This is a genomic window from Microvirga sp. KLBC 81, from assembly GCF_003075415.1.
Taxonomy (GTDB): Bacteria; Pseudomonadota; Alphaproteobacteria; order Rhizobiales; family Beijerinckiaceae; genus Microvirga.
On record NZ_QDAH01000002.1, the window covers coordinates 187,266 to 205,827 of the forward strand.

Genomic DNA, 18,562 nt, shown 5'->3' on the forward strand with positions numbered 1-18,562 from the left:
TAATTAGGTCTATAAGGCGGCCCAAGCGCCCCTTATCTCCTGAATTCTGGAATTTTCGAAGGCTCTCGATGTTCGGTTCTCTCGCGAAGAAAATCTTTGGCTCGGTCAACGATCGCCGGCTGAAGTCCTATCGGCCCAAGGTTGCGGCCATCAACGCGTTGGAGGGCGAGCTGGAGGCCCTGTCCGACGGTGAGCTGCGGGCCCGTACGGAGGAGTTCAGGGCCCAGCTCGCCGCCGGCAAGACCCTGGACGACATCCTGGTCCCCGCCTTTGCCATGGTCCGCGAGGCCGCCAAGCGTACCCTCGGCCAGCGCCACTTCGACGTGCAGCTCATCGGCGGCATGGTGCTCCACGAGGGCTCGATCGCCGAGATGCGCACCGGTGAAGGCAAGACCCTGGTCGCGACCTTGCCTGTCTACCTGAATGCGCTTGCCGGCAAGGGTGTCCACGTGGTCACGGTGAACGACTACCTCGCCAAGCGCGACGCCGAGTGGATGGGTCAGATCTATCGCTTCCTCGGCCTCTCCGTCGGCGTGATCGTCCACGGCCTCGACGATGTGGAGCGTGCCCAGGCCTATGCGGCCGACATCACCTACGGCACCAACAACGAGTACGGCTTCGACTACTTACGCGACAACATGAAGTACGAGATGGCGCAGATGGTCCAGCGCGGGCACAACTTCGCCATCGTCGACGAGGTGGACTCGATCCTCATCGACGAGGCCCGCACGCCGCTCATCATCTCCGGTCCGCTCGACGATCGCTCCGATCTCTACAACGCCATCGACAAGGTGATCCCGCGTCTCAACAAGAGCGATTACGAGCTCGACGAGAAGCAGCGCTCCGTGGCGCTCACGGAAGAGGGCACCGAGAAGATCGAGGAGCTGCTTCGCGCCGAGGGCCTCCTCACGGAAGGCGATCTCTACGACGCGCAGAACGCCACCCTCGTTCACCACATGAACCAGGCGCTTCGCGCCCACACCCTGTTCCAGCGCGACAAGGACTACATCGTCCGCAACGGCGAAGTGGTGATCATCGACGAATTCACCGGCCGCATGATGCCGGGCCGCCGTTATTCGGAAGGCCTGCACCAGGCGCTCGAAGCGAAGGAGCGCGTGCAGGTTCAGCCCGAGAACCAGACGCTCGCCTCCATCACATTCCAGAACTACTTCCGTCTTTACGACAAGCTCGGCGGCATGACCGGTACGGCGGCCACCGAAGCCGACGAGTTCCTCGAGATCTACAACCTCGAAGTGGTCGAGATCCCGACCAACCGTCCCGTTGCCCGTGTCGACGATGACGACGAGGTCTATCGCACGGCGGAAGAGCGCTACAGGGCGGTGATCCGCGATATCGAGGAGTCTTCGGCCAAGGGGCAGCCGATCCTGGTGGGCACCACCTCCATCGAGAAGTCGGAGTATCTGGCCGAGCTTCTGATCAAGGAAGGCTACAAGCTCATCGACTTCGAGAATCCGCAGGCGCTCGAACCCCTCTACAAGGATGCGCGCGCCGGTCGCGGCACGAAGCACTTCGCGGTGCTGAACGCCCGCTTCCACGAGCAGGAGGCCTTCATCGTGGCGCAGGCCGGTGTGCCGGGCGCGATCACGATTGCCACCAACATGGCAGGCCGCGGCACCGACATTCAGCTCGGCGGTAACGCCAAGATGCGTTTCGAGCGCGAGCTCGCTGGCCTCGAGGGCGAGGAGCGTGCGCGTCGCGAGAAGGAAATTCTCGACGAGGTCGCGGCCTTCAAGGAGCGTGCGCTCGCAGCCGGCGGTCTCTACGTGCTCGGCACCGAGCGTCACGAGTCCCGCCGCATCGACAACCAGCTGCGCGGCCGCTCGGGCCGTCAGGGCGATCCGGGCCGCTCCAAGTTCTACCTGTCGCTCCAGGACGATCTGATGCGCATCTTCGGCTCCGACCGCATGGACGGCATGCTGCAGAAGCTCGGGTTGAAGGAAGGCGAGGCCATCATCCATCCGTGGATCAACAAGGCCATCGAGCGCGCGCAGGCGAAGGTCGAGGCGCGCAACTTCGATATCCGCAAGAACATCCTGAAGTACGACAACGTCATGAACGACCAGCGCAAGGTCGTCTTCGAACAGCGCAAGGAATTCATGGCGGAAGAGAGCGTGCGCGACACTATCGACGACATGCGTCACGGCGTGATCGAAGACATCGTCGCCCGCGCCATCCCCGAGAACGCCTATGCGGAACAGTGGGATATTCAGGGCCTCAAGCAGAATATCGCCAACTTCCTCAACCTCGATCTGCCGGTCGAGGAATGGGCGCAGGAGGAAGGCATTGCGGATGACGAGATCCGCGAGCGCATCACCAAGGCCGCGGACGAAGCCTACGCGCAGCGCGTGGAGGCGAATTCCTCCGAGGTGATGAGCTACGTCGAGAAGCAGGTTCTGCTGCAGAGCCTCGACCATCTCTGGCGCGAGCACCTCGTGACCCTCGACCACCTGCGTCAGGTCATCGGCTGGCGTGGTCTCGCTCAACGCGATCCGCTCAACGAGTACAAGTCGGAAGCCTTCGAGCTGTTCAACACGCTTGTGGGCCATCTGCGTGAGCAGGTGACGGGTCAGCTCATGCGGATTCAGGTCGTGTTCCAGCAGCCCGAGGCCCAGACGCTGCCGCCCATGTTCCCGCAGCATCTCGATCCCGCCACCGGCGAGAACGAGTTCGACATGCCGCAGGGCGCGGCCTTCGGCGAGGGCGGACCTCAAGGCTTTGCCGCGACAGCCATCAACCCGTCCACGGGCGGTCAGCGCGATCCGAACAACCCCTCCACCTGGGGCCGGGTCAGCCGGAACGAGCCCTGCCCCTGCGGCTCCGGCAAGAAGTTCAAGCACTGCCACGGCCAGTTCGTGGCGTAAGCGAAAGCTGAGAGGAAACGAGAAAGCCCGGCCATCGTGCCGGGCTTTTGCTTTGGACGAATGACCGCTTCTCAGTCTTAATAGAGATAATCGTCGGGCAGGCCGAGACGGCGGCACGACTGGATGGCAGGCGATGACGGAAGAACGAGCCGCTCGCCTGCCTTGGCGATGCTGAGCACCAGAATCCGCTCGACGGAATTGAGGGACCATGCAGCCTTAAGCCCGAGCCGCTCGCGCATCCAGGGCGGCAGGATCTCGACGGCTGCCTTGAGCAGGATCCGTTGCAAGGGACGCGCTGGACCCGGCAGGATCGGAGCCTGCGCCATGATGTCCAGAAACTCGAGCACGATGGGCGATGCGACAAGCCTCGGCTGCATGCTCTCAAACATGGTATCGCGTTCGCATTGCGATGCGGGGGCACCGACAGCCCCGTAAAGCCGCGCAATCGGTGAGGCCTCGGTGAACAACGAACTGCGCTCATCCGCGGTCAGCTCCCTCACATATGCGTGGTAGGCCTCCGTGAAGCCGAAGCCTGCGGTTGTGTGGACCCAATTGAGGAGCATCGGATCGTTTGCATGATACGGTTCGCCCTCGCTGGTTTGCCCAACGACGCGCTCATGTCTCCTGACGACACCGGCAATCATGGCTTCCGCCTTGCTGCGCGGGCCGTAGATGGTGATCATCGCGGCGAGCCCGGTTCGCCGCAGCCGGTTCAGCGGATCCGACCGGAAGCTGCTGTGCTGCCAGACGCCGTCGCGGACGCGGGGTTCGGCGAATTCCAGCAGGACCGCCGTCACGCCGCCGATGAAGACGGCAACGGGATTCTTGAAGATGCGCCAGGACACCGATTCGGCCGGAATCAGCGCAGGCTCCAGAGGCGGAACGGAAAAGTCGATGGTCTGGACAGGCTGAAGGAGCGATTGAGCCAAACGATCGATTTGCGCGTGCAGCGGCCCAGGCAAGGTGATGACACTCGGATCGTAGAACACGGCGAACCTCCGATCGACAATCCACTTGAAAGCCGGAAGGTTGCCGCGCTGTCCTCAGCCCGCCCGCAGCCCAATAAAAAAGCCCGCCGTAAGGGCGGGCTTTGCGTCAGGATTTACCGTAATACCGCTCAGTTCCTGACCTGAGCCACCTTCACACCCGAGATGGCCTCGGCACGCTTCTGCGGCTTCGCCGGAATCTTGGCGGCGGGAGCAGCAGTGGGAGCCGTTGTCGGCGCGGCCTGGGCCGTCTCGGCGGCAGGCTGTGACGACGAGGTGCTGAAGAGGTCGGCGACGCCGCCGAACATCTTCTTGTAGAAGGGGGTCTCCTGCGAGGCCGACGTCGTCGTGGCAGCGGCGGGAGCAGGAGCAGCAGCCGGCTGAGCCGAGGCGACAGCCTTCGGCTGAGGAGCCTCTGCCGGCACTTCCTTCATCGAGGCGAAGGCGAGAGCCGTCGTCGGCGTCTCGATCTTCTCGCGGCCGCTGTCGTCGAGCGCGACCTGCTGCGGGCCGGAGGAGATGCCTTCGATGCGGCTCACGTAACCGAGCTTGGGATCGCTCACGCCCGTGACATTGGCGAGAGCCGTGCGGAAGGATTCGTGCGTGTCGCCGTCGTTGTACACGAGCTTGATCGGCTTCGTGCCGCGGGCGACGAGATCGGCCACTTCCTTCTCGTCCTGGCTCTGCTTCTGCATCACGGCCTCAGCCACGGAAGCGTCCTTGCCGAACTGATAGCGCTTGTTGGTGACCGCCACCTGCACCTCTTCCTTCGTCACCTCGAAGGTATCGGAACCTTCCTTCAGGTTCTTCCAGAACGCGATGTTCGGATCGAGGCGGTGCTTGGCGAGGTTCTCGGCCGTCATCCGGAACGGATAGGACTGGAACTGGAAGGCGCGCTGTCCGCTGGCGAACGCCTCGCGGGCGATGGCGTAGATCTCCGCGACGTTCTGGTCAGTCATGGCAAAGCACCCGCGCGAGGTGCACGAGCCGTGAACCATGATGTCGCCGCCGTTGCGGCCCAGCGAACGGTCATACACATTCGGGTAGCCGGTATCGAACGACAGGTAATAGGCGGAATTCGGGTTCATCTGCGCCGGAGTGACCGTGTAGAAGCCTTCCGGCACCTGACGGTCGCCCTCGCGGGTCTTCGGGCCTAGCTGGCCGGACCAGCGGCAGATGGGGTAAGTCTTGAGGAGAGCGTACTTGCCGTTGGAGCCGCGCTTCCAGACCTCCAGCTCCGATTCCTTCTTGTAGGCTCGGATCAGGATCGGATCGTCCTTGGTCATGCCCTTGGCGGACATGAGGGCCATGGCAGCCGGCGGAATCGGCACAAGGTGGCGCGTGGAGCCTCGGGCGAGATTCTCGTCCTGGCAGGCCGCAAGCGCGAGCGCCAGGCTCGCAGCCAGTGCGATACGCTTCAACATGGGGGACCCCGCAATCTTCTGATCTGCCGGCATTATGCCTGACAGTTCCCCTTAACGCTTAAATCGTTAGCCTTAACTGCCCCTTACTGCAAGCGGGGTGGTGATGGAGTCATGGTTAATGGGAGGTAAATTCGCCTCTTTAGGGGAATGTATTACTGGGTTTCTCGTCCCGACGAGTCACCTCTCCGGAGGTATTCAGGTGCCTGTAAAGCGTCGGGGCCGTCCGGTTCCCCCTCGCGGGGAGGGGCAGGGGCGACTGAGTGAGACTTCAACCGAACCCCAAGCTCTCCACGTCATGGCCGGCCTTGTGCCGGCCATCCCGATCTTTGGAAACTCTGCTCCTCAGGATAAGGACAGAGACAAAGGCAAAGCGAGATCACCGGCACAAGGCCGGTGATGACGTGCGAAGCACATCTCGGCTGCTTAGAGCTTGCGGCCGATATTGAGGAACTTCTCGGCCCGGTGATCCCGAATCTCCGCGGGGCCCATATTGCCGAGATCGTGCAGGGCTTCCTCGATGGCATTGCCGGCCGCCTTGATGGCGGCCTCCGGATCCCGGTGGGCGCCGCCCACGGGCTCGGTGACGATGCCGTCGATGATGCCGAGCCGCAGGAGGTCCTGGGCGGTGATCTTCATGTTGGTGGCGGCGTCCTGGGCGCGAGCCGCGTCGCGCCAGAGGATCGAGGCCGCGCCTTCCGGCGAGATCACGCTGTAGATGGCATGCTCCATCATCAGCACCTTGTTGGCGGTGGCGATCGCAATCGCGCCGCCCGAGCCGCCCTCTCCGATGATGATGGACACGTTCGGGACGCCAAGGCCTAACTGCATCTCTGTCGAGCGGGCGATGGCCTCGGCCTGGCCGCGCTCCTCCGCCTCGATGCCCGGATAGGCGCCGGCGGTGTCCACGAAGGAGATCACCGGCAGGCTGAACCGGTCCGCCATCTCCATCAGGCGCGCGGCCTTGCGATAGCCCTCGGGGCGGGCCATGCCGAAATTGTGCCGGATGCGGGTTTCCGTGTTATGGCCCTTCTCCTGGCCCAGCACGCAGACGGGCTGGCCCCGGAAGCGGCCGAAGCCGGCGAGAATCGCCTCGTCATCGGCGAACTTGCGGTCGCCGGAGAGCGGCGTGAACTCGGTGATGAGGCCCGCGCAGTAATCGACGAAATGAGGCCGCTGCGGATGGCGCGCGACCAGGGTCTTCTGCCAGGGCGTGAGCCTGGAATAGAGATCCTTCAGGGCCTCGGCCGCCTTGGCCTCGAGGCGCAAGACGTCATCCGAAATGGAAACGGCATCCCGGTTCTCACCAAGGGCACGGAGCTCTTCGACCTTCGCCTCGAGCTCGGCGACGGGCTTTTCGAAATCGAGATAACTGCGCATCAGACTCTACTGCATCGGGCCCAAAAGTGGATTTGCACTTTTGGGACCAACCCGATGCTTTCTCCTTAAACAAGAGCATCGTCCGGGCGGAAACCGGATCCACTTTTCCGCACGATGCTCTATGGAAAATGAATGCCGGCGTGACTGAATAGCCTCGCCGGGACGGGCGGACACTGGCGATTTAGGCGGTCCAAGTCAAGTTGAGCCCTGTCTTACTCCCCTAAAACCGGGCGAAATCAAGGGAGGCCGCCCATCCGGGTCGCCGGTGCCGGTACGAAAACCGGAGCCGCCCGGCGAGCGCGGCGCACCGCCATGGCGGTGCCGGGGCGATAGAGCTGCTTGGTGGCCTCCACGATGTGAAGGCCCGCGAAGGGCAGGGAGAAGCCCGAGCCGATCCGCTCCCAGGCCTGGGCGGTGCTGAGCACCAGGCGGTTGGTGAGGGGCGGCACGTAGAGGGTTTCGGCCCATCCTTCCGGCGAGAACCAGGTCTGCCGCATCAGGCTTTTGAGCTGCGACCGGCTATAGGGCTGGCCATAGCCGAAGGGGGTGGTGTCCATCCGCGCCCAAAGGCCCCGCCGGTTGGGGGCGACCATGATGATGCGTCCGCCGGGGGTCAGGATGCGCCAGATCTCGTGCAAAAGCTCGCTCGGGCTCTCCACGGTCTCGAGAGCGTGGACCACGAGCACGCGGTCGATGGAGGCGTCCGGCAGGGGCATCATGAGCGGATCGACGAGCGCCGAGGCCGAGGCTCCGGTGCTCGGCCAGTTCACCACGCCCTGGCTTGCGGGCATGAAGGCGAGCGCGCGCTCGCAATCGCCCTTCACGCCCGAGAGGTACGGCGGCGCATAGCCGAGGCCGAGCACGCGCAGGCCCGTCAGCGGCCCCCAGAATTTATCGACCGCCCGGCCGACATAGCGGCGCGTCACGGCCCCGAGGGGGCTCGCATAGAAGCTGCGCAGGTCGGTGATGTCGATGCTCATGGCCTCGTCACGGTGCCTTTCGATCCGGCCCGACAACCTTTCATGTCGGAGCGGGATCTGGTTTCAAGGTTCGAGTGTTCCATGATAGCTCAGAGCGCATCAAGACAAGGTTCCTCGATGTCAGCCCAGATCCACGCCTTTCTCTGCCTGCAGGACAATATCGGTGTTCTGATCCACGATCCCAAGACGGGCGCCTGCGCCGCGATCGACGCGCCCGAGGAGGGGCCGATCCTCGCGGCTCTCGCCGAGACAGGATGGAGCCTCACCGACATTCTCGTCACCCATCGTCACAGCGATCACGTGCAGGCCATCGATGCCTTGAAGGGCCGCACCGGCTGCCGGGTTGTGGCGCCCGCCAAGGCCCGCGAGGCGGTGCCGAGCGCTGATCTGTGGGTTCGCGAAGGCGATGGGGTCCTGGTGGGCACCCTCCAAGCCAGGGTTCTCGAAACGCCAGGCCATTGCGCCGATCACGTATCCTATTGGTTCGATGAGGATAGCGCATTGTTCGCAGGCGATACCCTCTTCACCCTCGGCTGCGGACGCATGTTCGAGGGCACCTATGCCGATTTCTGGCGCACGCTGCAGCGGCTTGCCGCTTTGCCCGATGACACGCGCGTTTATTGCGGCCACGACTACACGCTCTCGAACGCGCGCTTCGCGCTGGCGGCCGATCCTGACAATGCCGCGCTGAAGGCACGTGCTCGGGAGGCCGAGCAGGCGAAGGCGGAAGGGCGCTTCCTCGTGCCGACGACCGTCGGACAGGAAAAGGCCACCAATCCCTTCTTGCGAGCAGGGGAGCCTGCGCTCGCGAAAACCGTTCATAAGGAAGGGGCTGCGCCCGTGGAGGTCTTCCAATCCCTGCGGGAATGGAAGAACAGGTTCTGACGGAGAGCATTTTTCGGCGAAGTGGATCCGGTTCGCCGTTCAAAAATGCGGCTGAGCAAAGAAGGGAGCAGATTCCACGCAAGTGGAAGCGGCTCTAGAGGACAGCATGGCAGGAGCGGCACGTCCCATGAACGACCACAGCCTCATCATCGGACTCGAAAGCAGGCTCCTGAACGCTTGGCCGTCGTTCGACTATCAAGCCTATGAGGGCTGGATCCTGCGTCTCGCCAACGGCTATTCCAAGCGCGCCAATTCCGCGACGCCCTTCCTGCCGAATGCTGATCTCGACGAAGAGCTCATCGATTACATGATCGCCCGCTTCGTCGAGGCGAATGTGCGCCCCACCTTCCGCCTGAATGGATTACAGTCTGCGGATGTGGACGAGCGCCTGAGAATGCGCGGCTTCAAGGAAATCGAGCCGACGCATGTGCTTATGGCGCCGATCAAGGCTGGGGATTGCGAAGTCGATCCCGAGATCGGTCTTGAGCCGCATGCCTCCAAGCGTTGGGTGCGCGAGGCGGCGGAAGCCTATGGCGGCGACAAGGCCGACGACGCGACCCTGATGCAGATCGTCTCCCGCATCCGTCCGAAAGCGGCCTTCGCCACGCTCGACCTCGACGAGAAGCCGGTGGCCTGGGGCTTGGGCGTTGTCGAGCGCGGCTATATTGGGCTCTACGACGTCGTGGTGTTGCCCGAACTGCGCGGCATCGGCCTTGGCCGCCGCGTCGTCGCGAGCCTCATGGCTTGGGGTTGCCAGGAGGGCGCGCATAGCGCCTATCTCCAGGTGCGCGAAGAGAACGAGGTCGCACTCTCGCTTTATAAGACGGTCGGCTTCGAGACGGCCTACCGCTACACCCACCGGGTCATGCCCGGACGGTCCGCCTAGGTGTCAATGTAGCAACGAGTGCCCCTGCAACGATAAGGCCGCAGGAGAGCGCGAGCGTCAGCGTCGGCTCTGCGTAGCCAGCGAGAACGAGCAGGAGCGTCGAGAGCACGGGTGCCGCATAGGATGCAACACCGAGAAGGCGAATGTCGCCGCGCTTCATGCCGATGTCCCAGACATAGAAGGCCGCGCCCACGGGGCCCAAGCCCAGCGCGAGAACGGCCAGCCATTGCGTCGTCGTCTCCGGCCACACCGTGGTCTCGAAGGCGAAGTGGCAGACCCAGCTCAACAGCGATGTCATGAGGCAGAATCCGGCCACCGCATCGGTCGGCACCTGGCCGAAGCGCCGCGAGAGCACCGAGTAGGCCCCCCAAACGAAGGCGGCCACGAAGGCACACAGATAGCCGGGCAGATACTCCGCCCGTGCATCGAATGCGCCGCGCCCGGCGATCAGCACGACGACACCCGCAAATCCCAGAAGCGCGCCGACAAGGTGCGCGGGGCGCAAATGCTCGCCTGGAAGCAGTGACGAGAACAGCACGATCAGAAGCGGCCAGAGATAATTGATCAGGCCCGACTCAGCCGGCGGCGCCCAGCGGAGCGCTGCGAAATAAAGCGCGTGATAGCCGAACAGGCCGCCAATCCCAAGCGCCCAGACGACAGGCTTCTGGCGCAGCGCCTTGATGCCTTCGGGGCGCGCGATCCAGCTCACCATGCCGACAAGCCCGCCAACGAGAAAGGTCATGGCGTTGAGCTGGAATGGAGGGATCTTGCCCGTGGCTGCCGTGAAAAGGGCGAGCATGGACCAGAGCAGGATGGCGGTGAGGCCGATGGAGGTGGCGGTGCGAGTCGTCATGATGCCCGCCACCTAGCATGTCATCCGTAAGAAAGCGAAGCAGAGAGTGGCGTTGCTGCCAGTAAAGGCGTGATTTCCCTCCCCCCTTGCGGGGAGGGGCAGGGGTGGGAGTGGTGCGACCGGGTGAGTGATGAAACCAGCAGAACTGTCATCACCGGCCTTGTGCCGGTGATCCCGATGCGTGGAGCATGACGCTTTGCCGATCGGGATGGCCGGGACAAGCCCGGCCATGACGTTGCATGAGTGTTGTGCTCTCTGGAATGTCGCAGCGCTCCGACTTTCCGATCCCCACCCTGGCCCTCCCCGCCAGGGGGAGGGAAACATGCGTCACAATCTTTGTGAGCCAGATTCTCAGGATGAGGGCGGTGTTTTGTGAGACGACCCTAATAGGTCGTGCGCCCGCCGCTCAGGTCGAAGGTGGCGGCCGTCGTGAAGGAGTTCTCCTCGGAGAGAAGCCAGGCCACCATGGCGGCGATCTCGTGCAGTTCAACGAAGCGGTCCCGTGGAATTCGCACACGCATGTATTCGATGAATTCCGGCGTCAGCGTGTCGAGGATCTTGGTCTTGGCGGTGGTAGGCGTGATGCAGTTGACGGCGATACCCGTCTTCGCGAGCTCCTTGCCGAGTGATTTGGTAAGGCCGATCACGCCGGCCTTTGCGGCACTGTAGGCGGCGAGATTGGGATTGCCCTCCTTGCCGGCGACCGACGCGATGTTGACGATACGGCCGTAGTTGTTCTCCTGCATGATCGGCACGATGGACCGGCAGCAGTTGAAGGTCCCCGTCAGGTTGACCTCGACGACGCTGCGCCATTCGTCAGCCGAATACTCCGTCAAGGGCTTGACCGGGCCGGTAATGCCGGCCCCGTTCACCAGCCCGTCGATGCGCTCGAAAGCGGCGCGTGTCTGCTGCGTGGCGTGCTCGACGGAGAGGCTGTCCGCCACATCGACGCTGAGGCCGACGCAGTCCTTGGAAAGGGCGGCGGCACTCGCCTCAGCGTCCTCGAGGTGCAGATCCCAGATGGCGACTCTCGCGCCCGACTGAACGAGCCTCTCGCCGATGGCATAGCCGATGCCCCGCGCTCCGCCGGTGACGACCACGGTCCGGCCTGCCATGTCGATCCGATTCATTCATTGCCCCATCCGAAAGATTGTGCAGCGCGTGTACGAGCCCGGACGCAGGGCCAATGCTGCGTCCGGGACAGCCCTTTTGTCAGGCCATGTACTGGCCGCCATTGATGGTGAGAGTCGAGCCGGTCACGAAGCCGGCCTCGTCGCTGGCAAGGAACAGCACGCCGCGCGCGATCTCCTCGGCCTCGCCGAGGCGGCCGACCGGAATGAGCGGCAGGATCTTGGATTTCAGCACTTCCTCGGGAACGGCCCTCACCATCTCGGTGGCGATGTAGCCGGGGGCGATCACGTTCACCGTGATGCCCTTGTTCGCATTCTCCTGCGCGAGCGCCTTGGCGAAGCCGATCACGCCGGCTTTGGCGGCGGAATAGTTCGCCTGGCCCATCTGGCCCTTCTGGCCGTTAACGGACGAGATCACGATGATGCGGCCGAAGCCGCGCTCGCGCATGCCCTCGATCACGGGACGCGTACAGGTGAACATGGAATCGAGGTTGGTGCGGATCACGGCGGACCATTGATCGAACGTCATCTTGTGGAACATGCCGTCGCGGGTGATGCCTGCGTTGTTGACCAGGATGTCGACCGGGCCGAGTTCGGCTTCGACGGCTCTGATGCCGCTCTCGCTGGATGCCGAATCGGAAACATCGAACTTGAAGACCGGGATGCCGGTCTCTGTCTTGAACTGATTGGCGGCTTCGTCATTGCCGCCGTAATTGGCGGCAACCTTGTAGCCTGCGTCTTTCAAGCCTTTTGAGATCGCGGCGCCGATGCCGCGGGTGCCTCCGGTGACCAATGCAACGCGCGCCATACTGTTTCCTTCCTCAAGCGTTTCCTTGGTGGATCTCTGGTGAATCCCATGGTGAGGTGGAGTGCCGTTGGCCGGCAACTTCCAGTCCCAGCTTATTACATGTGGCGCGGTGTGGAAGGGTGTAGGCCCGTTATTTCACTTAGGCCATTTGGCCTAACGAAAACGGCTTGCACCTTTTGAGGTGCAAGCCGTCTCGATGATCAGCAATAGTGCTGAGAAGAGGTCTGCCAGAAGCGTCTTAGCGCTCCAGGCACATGGCAACGCCCATGCCGCCGCCGATGCAGAGGGTGGCGAGGCCCTTTTTGGCGTTGCGGCGGCCCATCTCGTGCAGCAGGGTCACGAGCACGCGCGCGCCGGAGGCGCCGATCGGGTGACCGATGGCGATGGCGCCACCGTTCACGTTCACGATGGACGGATCCCAGCCCATATCCTTGTTGACCGCGAGCGCCTGAGCCGCGAAGGCCTCGTTCGCTTCCACGAGCTCGAGGTCCTGAACCTTCCAGCCGGCCTTCTCCAACGCCTTGCGGGAGGCCGGGATCGGGCCCGTGCCCATGACGGCCGGATCGACGCCGGCCGTCGCCCAGGAGGCGATGCGGGCAAGCGGCGTGAGCCCGCGCTTCTGCGCTTCGGCCTCCGTCATGAGCACGAGGGCGGCGGCGCCGTCATTGATGCCCGAGGCATTGCCGGCGGTCACCGTGCCGTCCTTCGAGAAGGCAGGCCTCAGCTTGGCGAGCGCCTCGACGGTCGTGCCGGCGCGGATGTACTCGTCCTGGTCCACGACGATGTCGCCCTTGCGGGTCGAGATGGTGACGGGCGTGACCTCGTCCTTGAAGCGGCCTTCCTTCTGCGCGGCCTCGGCCTTGTTCTGGGAGGCGGTGGCGAACTGGTCCTGCTCCTCGCGGGTCAGCTGCCAGCGCTGGGCCACGTTCTCGGCGGTGTTGCCCATGTGGTAGCCGTTGAAGGCATCCATCAGGCCGTCCTTCAGCATGGTGTCGACGAGCTTGAAGTCGCCCATCTTGGTGCCGGCGCGCATATACGCGGCATGCGGGGCGAGCGACATGGATTCCTGGCCGCCGGCCACGATGACGCTGGCATCGCCGTTGGCGATCTGCTGCATGCCGATGGCGACGGTGCGAAGACCCGAGCCGCAGAGCTGGTTGAGGCCCCAGGCGGTCTTCTCCTGCGGCACGCCCGCAGCCATGGCGGCCTGACGGGCCGGGTTCTGGCCCTGGCCTGCGGTGAGGATCTGGCCGAGGATCACCTCGTCCACCTCACCTGCGTCGACCTTGGCGCGCTCGAGGGCCGCCTTGATGGCGACGGCGCCCAGCTCATGAGCCGGGGTATTGGCAAAAGCGCCGTTGAAGGAGCCGACCGCGGTGCGCGCGGCGCCGACGATGACGATGCTGTCTTGGGCCATTCCTCTCTCCTGTCTCTCGTACTCTTGAATGAAATAGTGCTTGTGCGATCAAAGCCCCATATGGGGGGATGTCAAGAACAGGATAGATCAACCCGGCCGGGATGCTCTTAGACTTTTGGCGCTTTGATCGCGGAGCATAAGGCTTATAATCGTTAAGGCGGCTGAGATCCCTCTGGGAGCCCCGGCCACCGGTTTTCAGGAGCGTATCGGGCCACATGGCGACGGAAAAACAGCCGACTGTCATCAAGAAATATGCCAACCGCCGCCTCTATCACACCGGCACCTCGACCTATGTGACGCTGGAAGATCTGGCCGGCATGGTCCGCCAGGGCGAGGATTTCGTGGTCTACGACGCAAAGTCGGGCGAGGATATCACCCGCAGCGTCCTGACCCAGATCATCTTCGAGCAGGAGAACAAGGAAGGGCAGAACCTTCTGCCCGTGACGGTGCTTCGCCAGCTCATCCGCTTCTATGGCGACAGCATGCAGGCCCTGGTGCCGAGCTATCTCGAATTTTCCATGAACAATCTGTCCCAGGAGCAGCAGAAGCTCAGGGACCAGATGGCCCAGGCCTTCGGCCCTTCGGCCTTCCAGGCCATGGAGGAGCAGGTGCGCAAGAACATGAGCTTCTTCACCGAAGCCATGCGCATGTTCTCGCCTTTCCCTCAGGGAGGGGCCGGCGCTCCCGCGAAGGCTCCTCCTCAAGCCGAGGAGCCCAGCGACCTCGACGCCCTCAAGCGCCAGATGGCCGACATGCAGGCCAAGCTCGACAGGCTGGCGAACAAGTAAAGCTAGTTTATCTCTTCCTCGTCATGGCCGGGCTTGTCCCGGCCATCTCGATGAGAAAGGCGCTCCCTGCGCCTCACCGAAGCGGGGTCACCGGCACAAGGCCGGTGATGACGGGGTGGAGGAAAGCAGTCATGGCTCAGGCCCTGGCCTTCTTCAGCATCTGCTGCAGATTCTGAGGTTGCACGACAGCCTCCGGCTCGCCGAACAGAGCGCCTTCCAGGTAATCCACGCCCCAGGCGGTCAGCAGCCGCGCGCTTGCCTCGTCGTCCACCCACTCGGCGGCAATGGCGATACCCATGGTCTGCGCCCGATCGACGAGGGCGCGCACGAAGAGGCGACCCTCCGTCGAGCGCTTGAGCGGTTGGATGAAGACGCCGTCGATTTTCAGCATGTCGAAGGGCATGTGGCGCAGGGCTGCCGGCGACACATGCCCGAGGCCGAAGCCGGACAGCGACAGGCCGATGCCGATGGCCTTCATGGCATGGAGACGTCCGACGAGCGACGCATCCTTGGCCAGCGCGATCTCAGGCACCGCGATCACGAGGCGGGACTCGATGCCAGGCCGCGCGCCGAGATGGGCGGCGAGCATCGGCAGCCATTGCGCATCCTTCAAGGTTGCGGGGGAGACCGGCAGGGCAAGGCGCTCTTGGCGGTGGCAGGCGAGGTAATCCGCCGCCAGTTCCAGCATGCGCCCGTCCACGAGGAGGCTCAGGTTCGCATCGTTCAGAGCAGGTACCGGACCGAGCGAGATCATTCGCCCGTTGGGGTCGGGCAGGGCGGCCATGGCCTGCATCAGAACGGGGCTGCGGCTGTGGGCGTCGATCATGGGCCGGCAGGCCAGGGTCAGGCGCCTAGCGTTAAGGGCCGCCACTACATCGAAGGGGGCCTTCTCGGCCGCTGCAGAACGGGGCGCGGGCCGGGAATCGTAGAGCTTGAAGGGTTCACGGCCTGCAAGCGCGGCCTCAAGGGCCTGCTCGGCAAAGCGCAGCAGCTTCGTGGCCTTGAACGTATGGTCGGGAGCGCAGGCGGCGGCGAGGGTCAGCCGGCCCGAGCAATCCTTCAGCAAGCTCGCCACCCGCTTCATGGCGCCGGCGGCCTCCAGGGCCGGGCAGCCGGTCAGGGTCAGGGTAAAGCGGCTCGCGCTCAGGGCCCCGAAATGGTCGTGCCGCCGCATCATCGGGCGGAGCTTGCGGGCGATGATATCGAGCGCATCCGCATCCTCCCCGTCGAGAGAACCGGCGATCAGGGTGCAGGTCTGGGAGAGGCGAAGGGCCTCGTTGATGCCGTTCTGGATCTGCCGCAGCAGGCCGGACCGGGCCTGGATCCGTGCGGGCAGCGCCTGGGGGGCCAAGCTCCTGTCGGCCCTCAGCAGGCCCCGTACGAAAGCGGGGCGGCCTTGGATATCCGGCTGCCAGCGGCCCGCATCCTCCACCATGAGAATCTGATCGGGCCCGAGACGCAGGGCATAGCGGGTCTCGAAGCTGCAATTGCCATCAGCGGCGATCGCCTCCTGGCGGTCGGCGCCGCTTCCCGGCTCCACGAGCTGGGCGAAGGCTTTGCCTGTCCGTGGCAGATCGCGGGCCGAGAGGCCCAGCAGAGCGGCCGCATTGGGGCTCCAGGCCAGGGTGTCGGACAGAATGTCCCAGGAATAGGCGGCGCCGGAATGGGAGGTCGGGAAGGCCTCAGGGCCTTGGCGCTTGCGCGGCGTCCGGGGTGTTCCTTCAAAAATCCCCGCCCGACCCGGCCGCTTCGTCGCCATCACTCTCACCCTCGGATACGCAAACACAGAGGGGGCGGAGACGCGCGATGCGCCGGAAGGCTTCGCCCCGTTCGAAATCGAGGCTCAAGGATCGGCCTTCAGGCTTAATGAACTGTAAAAGATCAAGGAAAATCAGGGATTTTGGGGATTATGCGGAAAAGTGGATCCGGTTTTCGCTGACGCGGATCTCCCGTTCCGCAGTCAACGATGCTCTTGGGGATTGCGGGCATAAAAAAAACCGGCGCATTGCGCGCCGGCTCTTTTATCTCGCATGCCGCGTCAGCTTACTCAGCCTTCACCTTCAGAACCTGACGGCCACGGTACATGCCGGTCTTCAGGTCGATGTGGTGAGGACGGCGAAGCTCGCCGGAATCCTTGTCCTCGATGTAGGTCGGGGCCTTCAAGGCATCGGCGGAGCGACGCATGCCACGCCGCGAGGGCGACGTTTTTCTCTTAGGAACGGCCATTTCTCGTCTCCGGTCAAAAAAGCGGAGCGCCCGCTCAACCGGGGAACGCTCACATCTCAAACTTGATGAGGTTGCGCCTCATACAAGGTCTTGGAGGAAATATCTAGCCCTTTCCTGCATCAAAAGGGCTTTCGTGGTCGCAGGTCAGGGCTTCAGGCATTCGCTGTAGGGGGCAGCCCCCGCCATCCGCGCCTGAAGCTGGCCTGCCAGAGCACTCAGACGGGCGGTCGGCCGGGCCGGATTGCGCCTGAGCGGATTGGGAAGCGCCCGGGCGAGCAGGGCGGCCTCCCGGCGGGTCAGGTTCTTGGCGGGTTTCCGGAAATATTTCTGCGCCGCAGCTTCGGCTCCGAAGACCCCTTCGCCCCACTCGGCTATGTTGAGATAGACTTCCATCATCTGCCGCTTGGACCAGATGAGGTCGAGATAAAGGGCAACCGGTATCTCCAGTCCTTTGCGGATATAGGAGCGGCTCGGCGTGAGAAACAGGTTCTTGGCCACCTGCATGGGAATGGTCGAGGCCCCGCGGGAGGGCCCGTCCTCGTCGGCCTCTTCCACCACCTCGCGCAGGGCGGTCCAGTCCACGCCCATGTGCTCGCAGAACCGGCTGTCCTCCGAGGTCATGACCGCGAGCGGCAGGTGAGGGGAGATCTCGTCGAGGGGCACGTAGTCCCGTTCCACGCTCTGCAGGGTGAGCCAGCGGCCGAGCATGAGAGTCGAGACCGGGGGCACGACCCAGTACGAAAGCCCTAGCCAAAGAACGGCTCCAACCCATAAGAGAATAGCGCCAAGGCCGATCTGGACGAGGCGGCGGAAGAAACGGGCGGCCGTCATCGGCTCGCGCGCGTGCTCCCACCGCAACGTCCATCGCCGGCCCGTTCGTCCACCAACATTCTCCTCGGAGGGAGCGGCCGCCCCTTCCGAATTCGGGCTCATCATGACGCCATCCACCAGCACCTTCAGCGCGCGACTCAACGAGGCCGCAAGGCTTGTCGAAGCCAATCTCGAAGCCTTGCTAGCAGACAATCTCCGCCACGGCGAGATTGCCCGGCCCGCCCGGCTCATGGAGGCCATGCGGCATGCTGTACTGGCAGGCGGCAAGCGATTGAGGCCTTTCCTCACCATCGAGGCGGCTCGTCTCTTCGGCTCCGAGGGGCAGGGCCCGTTGCGGGCAGGATCGGCCATCGAGCTCCTGCATTGCTATTCCCTGGTGCATGACGATCTGCCCTCCATGGATGACGACGACCTGCGCCGTGGCCGTCCCACGGTGCACAAAGCCTATGACGAGGCGACTGCGATTCTCGTGGGAGATGCGCTCCAGACGCTGGCCTTCGAGGTGCTGGCCGATCCTGAAACCGATTCGGATCCCGCCGTGCGTTCCGATCTCGTGCTGGGGCTTGCCCGCGCTTCCGGTCTTGGCGGCATGGTGGGCGGGCAGTTGCTCGATCTCTCGGCGGAGGGCCGCTATGGCGCTGTAACCATGGGCGAAGCGGCGGTGCGCCAGCTTCAGATGATGAAGACGGGCGCGATCCTCGCCTTTTCGGTGGAAGCCGGCGCGATCCTCGGAAAGGCCGATGCGGGTGCGCGCCGAAGCCTCGTGGAGTACGGGCGCGCTCTCGGTGCTGCGTTCCAGGTGGCCGATGACATCCTCGACCGCGAGGCAACGCCTGAGGCGCTCGGCAAGCGCACGGGCAAGGATCAGGAAAAAGGCAAGGCGACGCTGGTCGATCTGCTCGGACTCGATGGCGCCAAGCGCGAATGCCGTCAGCTCGTCGAGAAGGCGGATGCCGCGCTTGAGGGTTTCGGCGAGAGGGCGCAGACCTTGCGCGATGCCGTGCGTTTCGTCGTCGAGCGCGAGGTTTAGTACGTTTCCATCTTCTCCCCCTATCCTGAGAAGCAGCCTTTAGGCTGCGTCTCGAAGGA

Annotated in this window: 16 protein-coding genes; 5 read left to right on the forward strand and 11 right to left on the reverse strand. The window is 63.9% G+C overall.

Translation table 11 applies throughout. The features are described 5' to 3' along the window. The first annotated feature begins 68 nt into the window (after positions 1-68). The gene (gene secA, locus DC522_RS02485) at positions 69-2,882 is read left to right on the forward strand and encodes a preprotein translocase subunit SecA (RefSeq protein ID WP_116527108.1); all 2,814 of its coding nucleotides are present in this window, start codon (positions 69-71) and stop codon (positions 2,880-2,882) included. Between the two features lie 77 nt (positions 2,883-2,959). On the opposite strand, the gene DC522_RS02490 is transcribed toward secA, so the two are convergent. The 4 genes from DC522_RS02490 to DC522_RS02505 form a co-directional block, all read right to left on the reverse strand. Then, positions 2,960-3,871 (reverse strand): oxygenase MpaB family protein, encoded by a 912-nt coding sequence (locus DC522_RS02490; RefSeq protein ID WP_205769469.1) that lies wholly within the window; start codon positions 3,869-3,871, stop codon positions 2,960-2,962. A 128-nt stretch (positions 3,872-3,999) separates the two neighbouring features. Next, complete coding sequence (locus DC522_RS02495; protein WP_116527177.1) at positions 4,000-5,292, reverse strand: murein L,D-transpeptidase family protein; 1,293 nt, start codon at positions 5,290-5,292, stop codon at positions 4,000-4,002. Positions 5,293-5,715: 423 nt separating this feature from the next. Next, positions 5,716-6,669: an acetyl-CoA carboxylase carboxyltransferase subunit alpha gene (locus DC522_RS02500; RefSeq protein WP_116527109.1), complete on the reverse strand. Its 954-nt coding sequence runs from the start codon at positions 6,667-6,669 to the stop codon at positions 5,716-5,718. Between the two features lie 236 nt (positions 6,670-6,905). Continuing rightward, positions 6,906-7,649: a class I SAM-dependent methyltransferase gene (locus DC522_RS02505; protein ID WP_116527178.1), complete on the reverse strand. Its 744-nt coding sequence runs from the start codon at positions 7,647-7,649 to the stop codon at positions 6,906-6,908. Between the two features lie 117 nt (positions 7,650-7,766). Here DC522_RS02505 and gloB point away from each other — a divergent pair, with 117 nt between their 5' ends. Together gloB and DC522_RS02515 are read left to right on the forward strand one after the other, a co-directional pair. Next, on the forward strand, positions 7,767-8,534 hold the full coding sequence (gene gloB, locus DC522_RS02510; RefSeq protein ID WP_116527110.1) for a hydroxyacylglutathione hydrolase: 768 nt from the start codon (positions 7,767-7,769) through the stop codon (positions 8,532-8,534). A 127-nt stretch (positions 8,535-8,661) separates the two neighbouring features. Further along, positions 8,662-9,420, forward strand: coding sequence for a GNAT family N-acetyltransferase (locus tag DC522_RS02515; RefSeq protein WP_165820022.1), 759 nt, complete (start codon positions 8,662-8,664; stop codon positions 9,418-9,420). Here DC522_RS02515 and DC522_RS02520 read toward each other — a convergent pair. The 4 genes from DC522_RS02520 to DC522_RS02535 all read right to left on the reverse strand — a co-directional run bounded on the left by DC522_RS02520 (position 9,398) and on the right by DC522_RS02535 (position 13,628). After that, positions 9,398-10,273, reverse strand: a complete 876-nt coding sequence (locus DC522_RS02520) for a DMT family transporter (protein WP_116527179.1) — start codon at positions 10,271-10,273, stop codon at positions 9,398-9,400. The genes DC522_RS02515 and DC522_RS02520 overlap by 23 nt on opposite strands. A gap of 383 nt (positions 10,274-10,656) precedes the next feature. Then, positions 10,657-11,403 carry an SDR family NAD(P)-dependent oxidoreductase gene (locus tag DC522_RS02525; protein WP_116527112.1) on the reverse strand — a complete coding sequence of 249 codons (747 nt, stop codon included), beginning with the start codon at positions 11,401-11,403 and terminating at the stop codon, positions 10,657-10,659. An 82-nt stretch (positions 11,404-11,485) separates the two neighbouring features. Continuing rightward, the gene (phbB, locus tag DC522_RS02530; RefSeq protein ID WP_116527113.1) at positions 11,486-12,211 is read right to left on the reverse strand and encodes an acetoacetyl-CoA reductase; all 726 of its coding nucleotides are present in this window, start codon (positions 12,209-12,211) and stop codon (positions 11,486-11,488) included. Between the two features lie 238 nt (positions 12,212-12,449). Next, positions 12,450-13,628 carry an acetyl-CoA C-acetyltransferase gene (locus DC522_RS02535; RefSeq protein WP_116527114.1) on the reverse strand — a complete coding sequence of 393 codons (1,179 nt, stop codon included), beginning with the start codon at positions 13,626-13,628 and terminating at the stop codon, positions 12,450-12,452. Between the two features lie 215 nt (positions 13,629-13,843). Here DC522_RS02535 and phaR point away from each other — a divergent pair, with 215 nt between their 5' ends. Next, entirely contained in the window at positions 13,844-14,416 is a 573-nt protein-coding gene (gene phaR / locus DC522_RS02540; protein ID WP_116527115.1) for a polyhydroxyalkanoate synthesis repressor PhaR, read from the forward strand. Between the two features lie 136 nt (positions 14,417-14,552). Here phaR and DC522_RS02545 read toward each other — a convergent pair whose 3' ends face one another. The 3 genes from DC522_RS02545 to mtgA all read right to left on the reverse strand — a co-directional run bounded on the left by DC522_RS02545 (position 14,553) and on the right by mtgA (position 17,578). After that, entirely contained in the window at positions 14,553-16,175 is a 1,623-nt protein-coding gene (locus DC522_RS02545) for an EAL domain-containing protein (RefSeq protein WP_116527116.1), read from the reverse strand. Positions 16,176-16,459: 284 nt separating this feature from the next. Continuing rightward, complete coding sequence (gene rpmF / locus DC522_RS02550; protein WP_116527117.1) at positions 16,460-16,642, reverse strand: 50S ribosomal protein L32; 183 nt, start codon at positions 16,640-16,642, stop codon at positions 16,460-16,462. A 144-nt stretch (positions 16,643-16,786) separates the two neighbouring features. After that, on the reverse strand, positions 16,787-17,578 hold the full coding sequence (gene mtgA / locus DC522_RS02555; protein ID WP_371678701.1) for a monofunctional biosynthetic peptidoglycan transglycosylase: 792 nt from the start codon (positions 17,576-17,578) through the stop codon (positions 16,787-16,789). On the opposite strand from mtgA, the gene DC522_RS02560 reads away from it, so the two are divergent. Beyond that, positions 17,577-18,503, forward strand: coding sequence for a polyprenyl synthetase family protein (locus tag DC522_RS02560; protein WP_116527118.1), 927 nt, complete (start codon positions 17,577-17,579; stop codon positions 18,501-18,503). The two genes, mtgA and DC522_RS02560, sit on opposite strands and share 2 nt — an antisense overlap. The last annotated feature ends 59 nt before the right edge of the window (positions 18,504-18,562 follow it).

What these genes read in the sequence shown, in the direction of transcription:
- secA (WP_116527108.1), top strand. Translation starts at nt 69, where the DNA reads ATGTTCGGTTCTCTCGCGAAGAAAATCTTTGGCTCGGTCAACGATCGC.
- DC522_RS02495 (WP_116527177.1), bottom strand. Translation starts at nt 5,292, where the DNA reads ATGTTGAAGCGTATCGCACTGGCTGCGAGCCTGGCGCTCGCGCTTGCG.
- DC522_RS02500 (WP_116527109.1), bottom strand. Translation starts at nt 6,669, where the DNA reads ATGCGCAGTTATCTCGATTTCGAAAAGCCCGTCGCCGAGCTCGAGGCG.
- DC522_RS02505 (WP_116527178.1), bottom strand. Translation starts at nt 7,649, where the DNA reads ATGAGCATCGACATCACCGACCTGCGCAGCTTCTATGCGAGCCCCCTC.
- gloB (WP_116527110.1), top strand. Translation starts at nt 7,767, where the DNA reads ATGTCAGCCCAGATCCACGCCTTTCTCTGCCTGCAGGACAATATCGGT.
- DC522_RS02515 (WP_165820022.1), top strand. Translation starts at nt 8,662, where the DNA reads ATGAACGACCACAGCCTCATCATCGGACTCGAAAGCAGGCTCCTGAAC.
- DC522_RS02520 (WP_116527179.1), bottom strand. Translation starts at nt 10,273, where the DNA reads ATGACGACTCGCACCGCCACCTCCATCGGCCTCACCGCCATCCTGCTC.
- DC522_RS02525 (WP_116527112.1), bottom strand. Translation starts at nt 11,403, where the DNA reads ATGAATCGGATCGACATGGCAGGCCGGACCGTGGTCGTCACCGGCGGA.
- phbB (WP_116527113.1), bottom strand. Translation starts at nt 12,211, where the DNA reads ATGGCGCGCGTTGCATTGGTCACCGGAGGCACCCGCGGCATCGGCGCC.
- DC522_RS02535 (WP_116527114.1), bottom strand. Translation starts at nt 13,628, where the DNA reads ATGGCCCAAGACAGCATCGTCATCGTCGGCGCCGCGCGCACCGCGGTC.
- phaR (WP_116527115.1), top strand. Translation starts at nt 13,844, where the DNA reads ATGGCGACGGAAAAACAGCCGACTGTCATCAAGAAATATGCCAACCGC.
- DC522_RS02545 (WP_116527116.1), bottom strand. Translation starts at nt 16,175, where the DNA reads ATGGCGACGAAGCGGCCGGGTCGGGCGGGGATTTTTGAAGGAACACCC.
- rpmF (WP_116527117.1), bottom strand. Translation starts at nt 16,642, where the DNA reads ATGGCCGTTCCTAAGAGAAAAACGTCGCCCTCGCGGCGTGGCATGCGT.
- DC522_RS02560 (WP_116527118.1), top strand. Translation starts at nt 17,577, where the DNA reads ATGACGCCATCCACCAGCACCTTCAGCGCGCGACTCAACGAGGCCGCA.
- mtgA (WP_371678701.1), bottom strand. Translation starts at nt 17,578, where the DNA reads ATGATGAGCCCGAATTCGGAAGGGGCGGCCGCTCCCTCCGAGGAGAAT.